We start from the raw sequence: 14,753 nt of genomic DNA, 5'->3' as shown, positions 1-14,753 counted from the left end.
TGCCGTATATGGGCAGACGCCCAAGCCGCGTGCGGCCTATTTTTCCGGAAGCAAAGACAGGCCAATACTCAACAGCACGCGATGTGGCATGGCATCCAGATTCAGCCCGGTGATCTCGGCGATGCGCTCCAGACGATAACGCAGGCTATTGCGGTGGATCGCCAGCGCCGCGGCGCAGCTCTGCGCGTGGCCGTTGTGCGCCAGCCAGACACGCAGGGTGTGCAGCAATTGACCATTGCCATCGGCCTGAAGCAGCGGCTCCAGCGGCGCCAGCAACTGGTGCACCGTCCAAGAGGGTTGCAGATGGTGTAACAGCACCGCCAGGCGGTAGTCGGCCAACCGAATCAGCCGCTCGGAGAGACGCAGATCCTGGGCGTAATCACGCAGGTTGAGCAGCGCCTCGGTGGCTTCGCGCAGGTCCGCCAGACTATCGATGGCCTCAGCGATCAACAGTCGCCCCACCGGCCATTCGCGCTTGTCTACCTGTTCCAGCCAACTGAGCTTGGGCGCATGCGATTTGCCGCTGCGTAGCCAGAGCACATCGTGCAAACCCAATGGCAGCACAATATCGGCCGGGTGGCGGGCCCGCATCTGCGTTACCAACTGGCCTTGAGCGTGCTGATGATCGGTCTCCGCCGACAGGCAAATCAGGCAAGGTTGCAGCGGCCAGTTCCAGCGCATGCGCAGGCGCTCGGCGTCCTCGGTCAGACTTTCGATTGCGTATTTGCGATCCAGCAGATTGACCAGCCAGGCCTCCTGCTGCTGACCGCGCCAATGCTGCTCGGCCTGCAGCACCCGCTGCTCGACCAGCATCTCGGCGGTCATGCGCAGCAGCTCGGCGAAGGGTCGCACCTGATCGGGGTCGCCGGTGATGCCGAGTACGCCAACCAGCCGCCCGGCGTGCAGCAGCGGCAGGTTGATACCCGGCTTGACGCCCTGCAGACAGGCCGCTGCCTGCTCATCCAGCGCCACGACCCGCTGATTGGCCAGCACCAGCTGCGCGCCCTCGTGGCGGGTATCGATGCGGCTGCTGTCACCGCTGCCAATGATCAGCCCCTGGCGGTCCATGACATTGACGTTGTAGGGCAGGATCGCCATGGCGCGGTCGACAATATCCTGTGCCAGGTGTCGGTCCAGCTCGAACATGCGCTACTCCTGTTTAGCGTTTTTTATTATTGCGCTGGCACGGCGCGGAGCCGTTCGCCTGGGCCGACAGACGGTCTGTGGCTGTCATCATCGCGTCATCCCGGAGCACTCATGATGGGCGCGTTACGGAACCGCTGGCAAACCCGCAAAGGCAGTTGGGTGGCCGCCGGTTCCTTGCCAACACTCAGTGACGCGGAGACAGCCCCATGGCCTTTGATCCAGACTACCTTAGTGACAGCAGCTCCAGTAACAACGTGCGCCGCGAGCGGCGCCGCCAGGAAGATAAACGGCGCATGGCCTATCGGCGCGCCATCGAAGACTACCGCGAAAGTCAGAGCCTGCAGGCCACTTTCTGCGACTTTCCGGAATTGCTCGGCCAAACTGATCACCACCGCAGCCAGCGCCTTTACTGAGACGCGGCTCGGGGCTCAGGGTTCAAAGGGCTCCGCCAACCGGCGGATCAACGCCCGCTCCTCTCGCAGAAAGCCCAGAAACGCCTCCGCCACCGGGCTGAGGCGCTTGCCGCGCGCGTGCACAGCGCACCAGCTGCGCATCAGCGGCAGCTCCACCACATTCAGACAAACCAGCTCGCCGTGACGAATATAGGGCGCTGCCGCGTGGCCCGGCACCAACGCCACGCCCAGCCCGGCAATGGCGCCCTGCACCAGCGCCTCGGTCGAGCCCAGCTGCATCGTTTGCTGCAGGTGCACGCGCTTGAGCTGCAAAAACTCGTCGCAGGCCTTGCGAATCCCAGAGCCCGCTTCGCGCTGCAACACCATGCTCGACTCCAGCCGCGAGAGGGGTAACTGTTGCTGGCCAGCCAGCGGATGATCCGGCGCCGCCACCGCGACAATCGGGTTATTCAGAAACGGAAAGAACTCCAGCGCACGATCGGCCGGCACCAAGCCCATCAGCACCAGGTCGTCGCGGTTGTCCGCCAGCCGCTGAATGATCTGCGCGCGGCTGGCGACCTCGACGTGAAAACTGACCTCCGGGAAGCGCTGGCGAAACGCCGCCAACAGGTGGGGCAGCACATACTGAATGCTGCTCGCCGCCGCCAGTCGCAACTCACCGCGCAGGCTGCCCTGCAGGCTGGAAAGGTTCATTTCGAGGCTGTCCAGACGGTCGAAGATATCGCCACTGGCCTGCAGCAGAGATTCCGCCGCTTCGGTCAAGTACAGCTTGCGCCCCACATACTCGAAGAGCGGCAGCCCCACCTGCTCCTCCAGCTGGCGAATCTGCAAACTGACCGCCGGCTGGGTAAGCGACATGGCTTCCGCCGCGCGGCTGTAGGAACGGCTGGCGCACACGGCACGAAACACCTGCAGTTGGCGCAGGGTCATCCGCAGCAGGGATTTACGCATATGGTCTAACCTGAATGGGTACTTTTACCGGCGCGGCGAGCGCGCGCCAACCGGCGAAAATGATGGCTTATAGCGCATACATAAGCAATTACTTATAGATAAGCCAAATATTATTCATTTCACATGCGCAGGCCAGCCACCTAGGGTAAGCAGAGAAATATTTTGCAATGTATTACCCGTCGGCCACGCACCGGCGCGGTGATACGAAGGCTTTAAGCAGGTTTTACACAATGCTGTTCGAGCCTCCACTCGATCACCCACACGAGGAACGCGTACGTGATCAAGAAAATCCTGATTGCCAACCGTGGTGAAATCGCGGTTCGCATCGTCCGCGCCTGCGCCGAGATGGGCATTACCTCGGTCGCGATTTATACCGACGCCGACCGTTACGCCCTGCATGTAAAACGCGCCGATGAATCCTACAATGTCGGCAGCGACCCGCTGGCCGGCTATCTCAATCCACGTCAGCTGGTGAATCTGGCGGTTGAAACCGGCTGTGATGCCCTGCATCCCGGGTACGGTTTTCTGTCTGAAAATGCCGAGCTGGCGCACATCTGCGCCGAACGCGGGGTCAAGTTCATCGGCCCGTCTGGCGATGTAATTACCCGCATGGGTGACAAGACCCAGGCCCGCCGCAGCATGATCGCCGCTGGCGTGCCGGTGACCCCCGGCACCGAAGACAACCTGGCCGACCTGGCCGAAGCGCTGCGCGAAGCCGACCGCGTTGGTTACCCGGTGATGCTCAAGGCCACCTCCGGTGGTGGCGGGCGCGGCATTCGCCGCTGCAACGACAAGGCCGAACTGGAGCAGGCTTGGCCACGGGTTATCTCCGAGGCGACCAAAGCCTTCGGTTCTGCCGATATTTTCCTCGAGAAGTGCATCGTCAATCCCAAGCACATCGAGGCGCAAATTCTGGCCGACAGTCATGGCAACACCGTGCACCTGTTCGAGCGCGACTGCTCGATCCAGCGGCGTAATCAGAAGCTGATCGAAATCGCCCCCAGCCCGCAGCTGACCCCCGAACAGCGCGCCTACATCGGCGACCTGGCGGTCAAGGCAGCGCAGGCGGTGGGCTACGAGAACGCCGGTACCGTGGAGTTCCTGCTCGCCGAAGGCGAGGTCTACTTCATGGAAATGAATACCCGGGTGCAGGTTGAGCACACCATTACCGAGCAGATCACCGGCATGGATGTGGTGCGTGAGCAGATCCGCATCGCCTCTGGCCTGCCGCTGTCGGTCAAGCAGGAAGACATCCAGCACCAGGGTTTTGCCATCCAGTTCCGCATCAATGCCGAGGACCCGAAGAACAACTTCTTCCCCTCCTTCGGCAAGATCACCCGTTATTACGCCCCCGGCGGCCCCGGCGTGCGCGTGGATACCGCGATCTACACCGGTTACACCATTCCGCCGAACTTCGACTCCATGTGCCTGAAGCTGATTGTCTGGGCGCCAACCTGGGAAGAAGCCATGGACCGCGGCCTGCGTGCGCTGGATGACATGCGTCTGCAAGGGGTGAAGACCACCACGCCCTACTACCAGGAGATTCTGCGTAACGCGGAATTCCGCAGCGGCGTGTTCAACACCAGTTTTGTCGAAGCGCACCCGGAACTGCTGAACTACTCGGTAAAACGCAAACCCGAAGAATTGGCCCTGGCCATCGCCACCGCGATTGCTGCGCACGCCGGACTATGACACTAGCGGCAAGCTTCAAGCTTGCCGCTGATGAGGAACATAAAATGAGCAACACACGCAAAATCACCGTAACCGACACCATCCTGCGCGACGCCCACCAGTCGCTGCTGGCCACCCGACTGCGCACCGAAGACATGCTGCCGATCTGCGGCAAGCTGGACCAGGTAGGCTACTGGTCGCTGGAAGTCTGGGGCGGCGCCACCTTCGACGCCTGCGTGCGCTTCCTCAAGGAAGACCCCTGGGAGCGCCTGCGTCAGCTGCGCGCCGCACTGCCCAACACTCGCCTGCAAATGCTGCTGCGTGGTCAGAACCTGCTGGGCTACCGCCACTACAGCGATGACGTGGTCCGAGCCTTCGTCGCCAAGGCCGCCGAGAACGGCATCGACGTGTTCCGCATCTTTGATGCCATGAACGATGTGCGCAACCTCAAGGTCGCCATCGAGGCGGTCAAGGCCGCCGGCAAGCACGCCCAGGGCACCATTGCCTACACCACCAGCCCGGTGCACACGGTCGAGGCCTTCGTGAAACAGGCCCGCGCCATGGCCGACATGGGTGTCGACTCCATCGCCATCAAGGATATGGCCGGCCTGCTGACGCCATTTGCCACCGGCGAACTGGTCAAGGCGCTGAAAGCCGAGCTGGATCTGCCGGTCTTCATCCACTCGCACGACACCGCGGGTTTGGCTTCCATGTGTCAGCTCAAGGCAATCGAAAACGGTGCCGACCATATTGACACCGCGATTTCCTCCATGGCCTGGGGTACCAGCCATCCAGGTACCGAATCCATGGTCGCCGCGCTCAAGGGCACTGAATTTGATACCGGCCTGGACCTGGAACTGCTGCAGGAAATCGGCATGTACTTCCACGCCGTGCGCAAGAAGTATCACCAGTACGAAAGCGACTTCACCGGGGTGGATACCCGCGTACAGGTCAACCAGGTGCCGGGCGGCATGATGTCCAACCTGGCCAACCAGTTGAAGGAACAGGGCGCACTGGACCGCATCCAGGACGTGTTCGCAGAAATCCCGCGGGTGCGTGAAGACCTCGGCTTCCCGCCGCTGGTCACTCCCACCTCGCAGATTGTCGGTACCCAGGCGGTATTCAACGTGCTGGCTGGCGAGCGTTACAAGACCATCACCAACGAGGTGAAGCTCTACCTGCAGGGCCGTTACGGCCAGGCACCGGGACAGATCAACCAGAAACTGCAGCGCCAGGCCATCGGCGGTGAAGAAGTGATCGACGTACGCCCGGCCGACCTGCTCAAACCGGAGATGGACCGCCTGCGCGGTGAAGTCGGCGAACTGGCCAAGACCGAGGAAGACGTGCTGACCTATGCCATGTTCCCGGACATCGGCCGCAAGTTCCTCGAAGAACGCGAAGCCGGCACCTTGAAACCCGAAGAGCTGCTGCCGCTGCCGGGCGAAGGCGCCCCGGCGGCCGCCAGCGACGGCGTGCCTACCGAGTTCATCATCGACGTGCACGGCGAGTCCTATCGCGTCGACATCACCGGCGTGGGCGTCAAGGGCGATGGCAAGCGCCACTTCTACCTGAGCCTCGACGGTATGCCGGAAGAGGCCGTCTTTGAACCGCTTAACGCCTTTGTTGGCGAAGGCAGCGGCAAGCGCAAGCAGGCCAGCGAACCCGGCCACGTGACCACCAGCATGCCTGGCAACGTGGTGGATGTGCTGGTGGCCGTTGGCGACAGCGTGAAAGCCGGCCAGGCGGTACTGGTCAGCGAAGCGATGAAGATGGAAAGTGAGATCCAGGCCGCCATCGCCGGCACCGTGAAAGCGGTCAACGTTGCCAAGGGGGATCGCGTGACCCCCGGCGACATTCTGATCGAAATCGAAGCCTGAGCCGGTGCCGCCAGCGGGTGGAAACACCCGCTGACAATTAACTGCACCGGCGCCTTCAGGCGCCGGTGTCGTATGCGACCCGGTCATCGTCTATCCCAACAGTACAAACCTGATGATTGAGACTGCGATATGAACAACGACTCCAGACGCAACGAAACAGCCGACGAGGCCCTCAAGCAGATCGTCGATGGCTTCAACCGCTTCCGCAACGAGGTCTATCCCACCCAGCAGGAGCTGTTCAAACAATTGGCGCACGAGCAGATTCCGCGCGCCATGTTCATCACCTGCGCCGACTCGCGCGTTGCACCCGAGCTGATCACCCAGAGCTCACCCGGCGACCTGTTCGTCTCGCGCAACGTCGGCAACGTGGTACCGCCTTACGGCCAGATGATGGGCGGCGTCTCCACCGCCATCGAGTTCGCGGTGTTGGCGCTGAACGTGCAGCACATCATCATCTGCGGTCACTCCGACTGCGGCGCGATGAAAGCCGTACTCAACCCGGAAACCCTTGACTCGCTACCGACCGTCAAGGCCTGGCTGCGTCACGCTGAAGTCGCCAAGATCGTGGTTGAAGACAACTGCAGCTGCAGCGAAGAAAAGCTCGGCATGATGACCGAGGAAAACGTCATCGCCCAACTGCAGCACCTGGCAACGCATCCGTCGGTCGCCTCGCGGCTGGCACGCGGTGAGCTGTTCATCCACGGCTGGGTGTACGACATCGAGACTGCGCAGATTCGCGCCTACGATGCGGAGACCAACAAGTTCCGCCAGATCGGCGAAGGTCCGCTGCCCATGGCTACCCCCAAGGCGCGCTACCCGGTCAGCGCCAAGCGCTGAGACCACGGGCAATACAGCATTCTGTATTGCCCGTAATCGGGGTATACTTCGCCGCTTGATTCTATTTTGCAGCGCGGGCCGCTCTCTGCAGCACCCGCACTGTGTTCTCCAAGCCACGACAGGTCTCTGCCGTGGCTTGTTGGTTTTTACCGTCTGCGGGCGGCAACACTGAACGAGGCACAAAACAGATGAGCGCACTGGTAGGCGTGATCATGGGCTCCAAGTCCGATTGGTCCACCCTGAGCCATACGGCCGATATGCTGGATCAACTGGGTATCCCCTACGAAGTAAAGGTAGTGTCTGCCCACCGCACCCCTGACTTGCTGTTCCAGTACGCCGAAGAAGCGGCTGGCAAGGGCATCGAGGTGATCATCGCGGGAGCCGGCGGCGCCGCGCACCTGCCGGGCATGTGCGCAGCCAAGACGCATCTGCCGGTACTCGGTGTGCCGGTGCAATCGTCCATGCTGTCCGGTGTCGACTCGCTGCTGTCCATCGTGCAGATGCCCGCCGGCGTGCCGGTCGCCACCCTGGCCATCGGCAAGGCCGGCGCGGTCAATGCGGCACTGCTGTCAGCCAGCATTCTCGGCGGCAAGCACCCCGAGTTCAGCCAGGCGCTGCAGGACTTTCGCGCGCAGCAAACCGAAAACGTGCTGAACAACGCCGACCCGCGTCAGGCTTGAGGAATCGACCATGAAAATCGGCGTTATTGGTGGCGGCCAGCTGGGCCGTATGCTGGCACTGGCTGGGACCCCGCTAGGGCTGGAGTTTGCCTTCCTCGATCCCGCGCCCGATGCCTGCGCCCAGGCCCTCGGCAAGCACATTCTGGCGGACTACAACGATCAGACCGCACTGCGCCAGTTGGCCAATGAAGTCGATGTAGTGACCTTCGAGTTTGAAAGCGTACCCGCCGATACCGTCGCCTTTCTCGCCCAGTTTGTGCCGGTTTACCCCAACGCCGAAGCCCTGCGCATCGCCCGCGATCGCTGGTTCGAGAAGTCGATGTTCCGCGAGCTGGGCATTCCCACCCCGGAGTTTGCCGATATTCAGTCGCAGGCCGATCTGGACGACGCCGTTGCCCGCATTGGCCTGCCGGCGGTGATGAAGACCCGCACCCTGGGCTACGACGGCAAGGGCCAGAAAGTCCTGCGCGCGCCTGACGACGTGGCCGGTGCCTTCGCCGAGCTGGGCAGCGTGCCCTGCATTCTGGAAGGCTTTGTGCCCTTCAGCGGTGAAGTCTCGCTGATCGCCGTGCGCGCCCGCGATGGCGAGACCCGCTTTTACCCACTGGTACACAACACCCACGAGAATGGCATCCTCAAGCTCTCGGTGGCCAGCACCGCGCACCCGCTGCAAGCACAGGCCGAAGCCTACGTCGGCAAGGTGCTGGATCAGCTGGACTACGTCGGCGTCATGGCCTTTGAGTTCTTTGAAGTCGACGGCGGCCTGAAAGCCAACGAGATCGCCCCACGCGTACACAACTCCGGTCACTGGACTATTGAAGGCAGCGAGTGCAGTCAGTTCGAGAACCACCTGCGCGCCATCGCCGGCCTGCCGCTGGGCTCCACCGCCACCCTGGGCGAAGCCGCGATGCTCAACTTCATCGGTGAAGTGCCGGACGCAAGCCAGGTTACCGCTATCGCGCAATGCCATTTGCACCACTACGGCAAGGCCTTCAAGGCCGGCCGCAAGGTAGGCCACGCCACGCTGCGTTGTGAAGATATGGCAACGCTGAAAGCGCGCATTGCCGAAGTGGAAGCGCTGATCAAGGATTGATCCCTGCTCGGTAATGAGAAAGGCGCAGCATGCGAGTGTTGCGCCTTTTTTTGTTTGCGCTTGTATGCAGGTGTTAATACGGAGCTTTCAGCTGCTGGGTAGTCAGTCTTTCGCCTTTATGGCGAAAGACGGATAATCAGACAACGCTACAGCGGGTAATAAACACCAAATCCGACGCAGAACGTGGGAACAATCACCCCACAGCCCATTATTGGAAGCGTTTGAGCTCCGCCTTGGCAATCGCATTGCGGTGCACCTCATCCGGACCATCCGCGGTACGCAGGTGACGCGCGTAAACGTACAACTGAGCCAACGGGAAATCGGACGAGAAACCACCGGCACCGTGCGCCTGAATCGCCCAATCGATCACCTGGCAAGCCATGTTCGGCGCCGCCACCTTGATCATCGCAATCTGCTTGGCCGCCACCTTGTTGCCAACGGTATCCATCAGATAGGCCGCGTTCATCACCAGGAAGCGCGCCTGGTCGATCATGATCCGCGACTCGGCAATCCGCTCGCGCCAGACGCCCTGCTCCGACAGTGGCTTGTGGAAGGCCACGCGCTTGCTCAAGCGTTCGCACATCAGTGCCAGCGCCCGCTCCGCCTGGCCAATCACACGCATGCAGTGGTGAATGCGGCCGGGCCCAAGGCGGCCTTGGGCGATCTCGAAGCCCCGGCCTTCGCCCAGCAGCATGTTGCTGGCGGGCACGCGTACGTTATCAAAGACAATTTCCGGGTGACCGTAGGGCGGGTCCATGTAGCCGTAACAACCCATATCGCGCAACACGGTCACGCCGGGGGTGTTCATCGGCACCAGGATCATGGATTGCTGCTGATGACGGTTGGGGTGCTCGGGGTCGCTCTTGCCCATCACCACCATGATCTCGCAGCGCTCGTTGGCGGCGCCAGAGATGTACCACTTGCGGCCATTGATCACGTACTCGTCGCCATCACGCTCGATACGGGTTTCGATGTTGGTGGCATCTGAAGAGGCGACCAACGGCTCGGTCATGGCGAAAGCGGAGCGAATCTCGCCATTGAGCAGCGGCGTCAGCCAGCGCTCCTGCTGGGCCTTGCTGCCGTAACGCGCCAGCACTTCCATATTGCCGGTATCCGGCGCGCCGCAGTTGAACACCTCGGACGCCCACATGCCCGGCACCCGGCCCATCAGTTCGGCCAGCGGGGCGTATTCCATATTGCTCAGACCCGGCCCGTGCTCAGCTTCCGGCAGAAACAGGTTCCACAGACCTTCGGCACGCGCCTTGGCCTTCAGCTCTTCCATCAGCTTGACGGTGGTGTAGGCATTACCGGCCTTTTCGTTGGCGCGGATTTCTTCCTCGTAGGCCTGCTCATTGGGGAAGATATGCTCATCCATAAAGGCGGCAACGCGCTTCTGCAGATCCAGACCCCGTTCGGTTTGCTGATACATGACGTAACTCCTGACTCGGTTCGCAATCGCCCGGCTGGGGGCGTCCTGGCAATCAAAATCTCAATACACATGTGTATTGTCAACTGTGTATGGAAAGCGATATGACGCCGCCTTCGTCTGACTTATAATGCCGGCTTCGCGCTTCAACGAGACAGTTGCCATGCCCGTCACCAGCAAACCCAAGCCCCGCGGCCGACCGACCGGGCGTGCAGTACTCAGCCAGCAGGACTGGTTCAATGCCGCTACCGAGGCGATTCTCGAAGGCGGTTTTGATCAGCTCAGGGTATTGCCACTAGCCAAGCGCCTGAAGGTGACACGCGGCAGCTTTTACTGGCATTTCGAAGACCTTGGCAGCTTTATCCACCTGTTTCTCGATCAGTGGCAGGCGCTGCGCATGAAGGGCTTGCGTTATTGGCAGCCGGGACAAGACCCTCAGCTGACGCCCGAGCAGGAGGTGGATCGCGTGCTCAAGCTGATGTTCGAGGGTCCTGCGGTGGAGTTCAAACGCATGAAGGTGGAGTTTGCCATTCGCGACTATGCCCAACGCGATGACTACGCCCGGCAAGTGGTAGCCAGCGTCGACCACGCCCGGGTCGAGCAGAGCGCAGCCCTGCTGGAGCCACTGGTTGCACCCGGCACCGCACGCGCCATGGCGCTGATTCAATACTCGACGGTGCTTGGCAGCGTGCTGTTGTTCCGCGGCCAACTGGGTGGCGAACGGTCACTGCAGACCATTCGTCAGCATTGGCGGCAACTGCTGAGCGGTACTCAAGCCTCGCCTTCCAGCGCCGATAACCTGCAGTAACAACAGCATCGTCTGGCTGCTCCAGGGGTCATGGCTAATCCTGCGTTTGCGCCAGGGCGTTTCCAGTGACCTGCTAGGCAGTCTGTGCAACGCGCTCTATGATGACAATGTGCCTGTAGTCCCCATTGATCGAGAGTCGAATGCGGTAGCTCGACAACGAGCCACCGTAAGGAGCGGGAGTAAGCCTTGCTGACAGGGTCCTGGTTTTACAATGCCGAACTGAACCCCGGCCCATTGCTGCACGGTCATCACCATCATTCGCTGATGGTGCTGTCGATCATCATCGCTATTGCGGCGGCCTGGCTGGCACTGCAGGTTGCCGGGCTGGCGCGCAAGGCCAGCACCCGCTCGACGCGCAACGGCGCCCTGCTTAGCGGCGCCGCCGCGCTGGGTGGCGGCATCTGGGCCATGCATTTCATCGGCATGCTGGCCCATGATATCGGCATGCCGGTGGCGTACGACCCCGCCATCACCATGTTGTCTATCCTGCCCGCCCTGGCCGCCTCCCTGGTCGCACTGACCCTGCTGGCGCGCCGCAATCTTGGCCGTGTGGAGCTGCTGCTCGGGGGCGTGCTGGTGGGCGCCGGCATCGGCTGCATGCACTACAGCGGCATGCTGGCCATGCGCATGGATGCCGAGTTGCGCTTTGATCCTGCCTGGTTTGCCGCGTCCATCGTCATCGCCATCAGCCTGTCGATACTCTCGCTGTGGATTCGCTTCGGCTTGCCGCAGGAGTCGCCACGCGCCCTACTGTTGGCCGCGGTGGTGATGGGCCTGGGCATTTCAGCCATGCATTACAGCGGCATGGCCGCGGCTCGTTTCATCGGCGTTGCGCCGAGTGACTACCAGCCGCAGTACTCCCAGCATCTGACACTCGGTCTGATTATTGCGCTGACCGCACTGGTACTCGGCGGGCTGGTGGGCGTGGTCAACGGTATTGTGCGTTTTAGCCAGCTCTATCAGCAGTTGCGCGCGCGCGAGTCGAAGATCAGCGCGATCGTCGATACGGCCATCGACGGCATCATCACCACCAATGAGCAGGGGGTTATTCAGGACTTCAGTCGGTCCGCCGAGCGCATGTTCGGCTGGCAGGCCGCCGAGATCATTGGCCGCAGCATTCGCAGCCTGATGCCCGCCGACACCCACGGCAATCATCAGCGCTTCCTGCAGGATTATGTCTCCGGGCAGAAACCGCAAGCGCTGGATAACATTACCGAACTGCAGGGCCTGCGGCGTGACGGCAGTACCTTTCCGGTACGCCTGGCGGTGGGTCAGACCAAGGTCAACGGCGCCAATCTGTTGGTGGGGTTTTCCTCCGATATCAGCGAGCGGGTCGCGCTGGAGCAGGAGTTGCGCGAACGCGAACAACAATACAGCTCGCTGATCGCCAACATACCCGGCGTCTCCTTTCGCTGCCTGCCGCGCGGCGACTGGCCCATGCTGTTTATCAGCGAGGCCGTGGAAGCGCTGTGTGGCTGGCCGGCCGAGCATTTTATGGCAGACGGCAGGAGCTTCGCCGAGCTGATTCACCCGGACGACGAGCAGCGCTGCTACGACCTGGTCATGGCGGCGATCGCACGGCGTGAAAAATACAGTGTCGAGTACCGCATTCGCCACCGTGACGGCAGCGAGCGTTGGGTGGCCGAAAGCGCCAGCGGCATCTTCGACGACCAGGGCACACCGCAGTGGATCGACGGGGTGATGATTGACGTTACCGACAGCAAGCTGCGCAACGCCGAGTTCGAGGGCATAGTGCACGCCATCAGCCGGGCGCAGGGCATGCTGGAGTTGAATCTGGATGCGCGCATCGTGTCGGTCAACGAGTCCTTTCTGACGCTCAGCGGCTATCCTCGCTCAAGCCTGTTGGGCGCACACTACACCCTGCTGTTTGAGCCGGCAGATGACGACCCCGGTCTGTGGCGCCGCCTGCGCCAGGGGGAGTACGTGGCCGGGGAGTTCAGCCTGCGCCATTACGACGGCCATGGCGTGCATATCCAGGCTTATTACAACCCGATCCTCGACGCGGATGGCAAACCCCGCAAGGTGGTGGTGCTGGCCACCGACCTGAGCGAGCGGCGGCGCATGGAGGTCGACCTGCTGGAGGCCAAGGAGCGCGCCGAGCAGGCGGCCGAGTCCAAGGGTGCCTTTCTGGCCAATATGAGCCACGAAATTCGCACGCCGATGAACGCCATCATCGGCTTTAGCGAGGTGTTGCTGCACGATGAGCAATTGCCCGCAGCGCAGCAACAGCACGTCAAGACCGTGCATAACGCAGCGCGCTCCTTGCTGGGCCTGTTGAACGATATTCTCGACACCGCCAAGCTGGAAAAGGGCGCGGTGCAGCTGGAGAATCAGGCGTTCTCGCTGTTTGATCTGTGTCAGCAGCTGCTCGACGTGTTCCGCCTGGAAGCTTCACAGAAGGGGCTGCTGCTGACCTTCGACTACCAGCTGCCGCAACATCACTACAGCGGTGACGCCCTGCGTCTGCGCCAGGTGCTGACCAATCTGCTGGGTAATGCGATCAAGTTCACCCTGGAGGGTCAGGTCGATCTGCAAGTCAGCCAGCACGAGGCTGGCATCTGTATCCAGCTACGCGATACGGGTATCGGCATCGATCCACAGCGCATCCGCCACATCTTTGAGCCCTTCGCCCAGGCCGACGCCTCCATGAGCCGCCGCTTCGGGGGTACCGGCCTGGGTACCACCATCGCCCGGCAACTGGTTGAGCTGATGGGCGGCAGCATCAGCGTCACCAGCGAGCCTGGCCAGGGCTCCTGCTTCTCCCTGCTGCTGCCACTGGCGCCGGCCCAGGCCATTGGCAAGACCCGCGCCAGCAGCCGCATTAGCCTGCCGCCGCTGAAAATTCTGGTGGCCGACGACGTGGCCGATAACATCCGCTTGATGGAAGTCATGCTGCGGTCCGAAGGTCACAGCGTCACCAGCGCGCAGAACGGCATGGCCGCGTTCGAACACATTACCGAAGAGCGTTTCGACCTGGTGCTGATGGACATGCAGATGCCCGAGGTGAATGGGCTGGAGGCCACGCGCATCATCCGCCGCTACGAAACTAACCTGGGTCGCCCACCCACCCCCATCATCGCGCTGACTGCCAGCGTGCTGGACAAGGACCGTCAGGCCGCCAAGGCCGCCGGCATGCAAGGCTTTGCCTCCAAACCGGTTGACCGCCAGGCGTTGCAGCAGGAGATCCGCCGGGTACTGGGCCTCGATGGCACGGCCGCCGCCGGGCCAGAAGCCCGCGGCGCGGCGACTGCGAGCAGCGGACCAATCAACTGGCTGGACGCCGAGCAGCGCTGGGGCAATCGCAGCGCGCTGGAGCAAGCCCTGCGGCAGTTCCTGCAGGGCAACCAGCACGCCGCCGAGCAGTTGGCAGCGCTACTGAAAGATGCGCAGACTGAGCCAGCGGCAGCGCTCCTGCATCGGCTGCGCGGCAGCGCCGCCAATCTGGGCTTGCAACGGGTGGAGCGGCTGGCAATGGATCTGGAGCAGCGCCTGCCGCAGCAAACCGCCAGCAGCCTGATACCTGCGGTGCAGGTGCTGCATGATGCTCTGCAGGCGGCGCTGGCCTGCCTGCCGGCGGAACAGGCGACGGCCAGAGGGGCCTCGTTGGCGCTCAACAGTGCCCAGCGCCAGCAGCGCAGCCAGTTGCTGAGCAGCCTGATTGTCGGGTTGAAACGCGGCGAAATGAATGAGCAGCGCTTACTGCAACTTGATGGTCTGATTGCCCCTGAACGCCTGGAGCTGGTGCAACAGGCGCTCAACGATTTCGATTTTGTCCTGGCCGTGCAACAGCTTGAAGCCGAGCTGAGCACGCCCCCGAACGAAGACTGATG

General features: G+C 62.2%; 11 protein-coding genes. 8 read left to right on the top strand and 3 right to left on the bottom strand.

The genetic code is table 11. From position 1 onward, the window contains the following. Positions 1-36 precede the first annotated feature (36 nt). Positions 37-1,146 carry a sugar diacid recognition domain-containing protein gene (locus tag BLU26_RS12225; RefSeq protein WP_092287062.1) on the bottom strand — a complete coding sequence of 370 codons (1,110 nt, stop codon included), beginning with the start codon at positions 1,144-1,146 and terminating at the stop codon, positions 37-39. A 206-nt stretch (positions 1,147-1,352) separates the two neighbouring features. Between BLU26_RS12225 and BLU26_RS12220 the strand changes: the two genes are divergently transcribed. Further along, positions 1,353-1,559: a PA3496 family putative envelope integrity protein gene (locus BLU26_RS12220; protein ID WP_092287060.1), complete on the top strand. Its 207-nt coding sequence runs from the start codon at positions 1,353-1,355 to the stop codon at positions 1,557-1,559. A gap of 15 nt (positions 1,560-1,574) precedes the next feature. Here BLU26_RS12220 and BLU26_RS12215 read toward each other — a convergent pair whose 3' ends face one another. Then, positions 1,575-2,510 carry a LysR family transcriptional regulator gene (locus BLU26_RS12215; protein WP_092287058.1) on the bottom strand — a complete coding sequence of 312 codons (936 nt, stop codon included), beginning with the start codon at positions 2,508-2,510 and terminating at the stop codon, positions 1,575-1,577. 276 nt (positions 2,511-2,786) lie between these two features. On the opposite strand from BLU26_RS12215, the gene BLU26_RS12210 reads away from it, so the two are divergent. The 5 genes from BLU26_RS12210 (at position 2,787) to BLU26_RS12190 (ending at position 8,668) form a co-directional block, all read left to right on the top strand. Beyond that, positions 2,787-4,202, top strand: coding sequence for an acetyl-CoA carboxylase biotin carboxylase subunit (locus BLU26_RS12210; protein WP_092287056.1), 1,416 nt, complete (start codon positions 2,787-2,789; stop codon positions 4,200-4,202). Positions 4,203-4,246: 44 nt separating this feature from the next. Further along, on the top strand, positions 4,247-6,058 hold the full coding sequence (gene oadA, locus BLU26_RS12205; RefSeq protein WP_092287054.1) for a sodium-extruding oxaloacetate decarboxylase subunit alpha: 1,812 nt from the start codon (positions 4,247-4,249) through the stop codon (positions 6,056-6,058). Positions 6,059-6,187: 129 nt separating this feature from the next. Further along, a complete protein-coding gene (locus tag BLU26_RS12200) occupies positions 6,188-6,895 on the top strand; it encodes a carbonic anhydrase (RefSeq protein ID WP_092287052.1) in 708 nt (235 codons plus the stop codon). A gap of 188 nt (positions 6,896-7,083) precedes the next feature. After that, positions 7,084-7,575, top strand: coding sequence for a 5-(carboxyamino)imidazole ribonucleotide mutase (gene purE, locus BLU26_RS12195; RefSeq protein ID WP_092287050.1), 492 nt, complete (start codon positions 7,084-7,086; stop codon positions 7,573-7,575). A gap of 10 nt (positions 7,576-7,585) precedes the next feature. Continuing rightward, positions 7,586-8,668, top strand: coding sequence for a 5-(carboxyamino)imidazole ribonucleotide synthase (locus BLU26_RS12190; RefSeq protein WP_092287048.1), 1,083 nt, complete (start codon positions 7,586-7,588; stop codon positions 8,666-8,668). 208 nt (positions 8,669-8,876) lie between these two features. On the opposite strand, the gene BLU26_RS12185 is transcribed toward BLU26_RS12190, so the two are convergent. Further along, entirely contained in the window at positions 8,877-10,097 is a 1,221-nt protein-coding gene (locus BLU26_RS12185; protein WP_092287046.1) for an acyl-CoA dehydrogenase family protein, read from the bottom strand. 160 nt (positions 10,098-10,257) lie between these two features. Here BLU26_RS12185 and BLU26_RS12180 point away from each other — a divergent pair, with 160 nt between their 5' ends. After that, a complete protein-coding gene (locus BLU26_RS12180) occupies positions 10,258-10,902 on the top strand; it encodes a TetR/AcrR family transcriptional regulator (RefSeq protein WP_157719361.1) in 645 nt (214 codons plus the stop codon). Between the two features lie 186 nt (positions 10,903-11,088). Then, a complete protein-coding gene (locus BLU26_RS12175; protein ID WP_092287042.1) occupies positions 11,089-14,751 on the top strand; it encodes a PAS domain S-box protein in 3,663 nt (1,220 codons plus the stop codon). Positions 14,752-14,753: the final 2 nt, after the last annotated feature.

The sequence above is a fragment of the Halopseudomonas sabulinigri genome (assembly GCF_900105255.1).
GTDB classification, from domain to species: Bacteria; Pseudomonadota; Gammaproteobacteria; order Pseudomonadales; family Pseudomonadaceae; genus Halopseudomonas; species Halopseudomonas sabulinigri.
The sequence above is the reverse complement of the archived record's forward strand: the minus strand, read 5'-3'. Positions and strand labels throughout refer to the sequence as shown.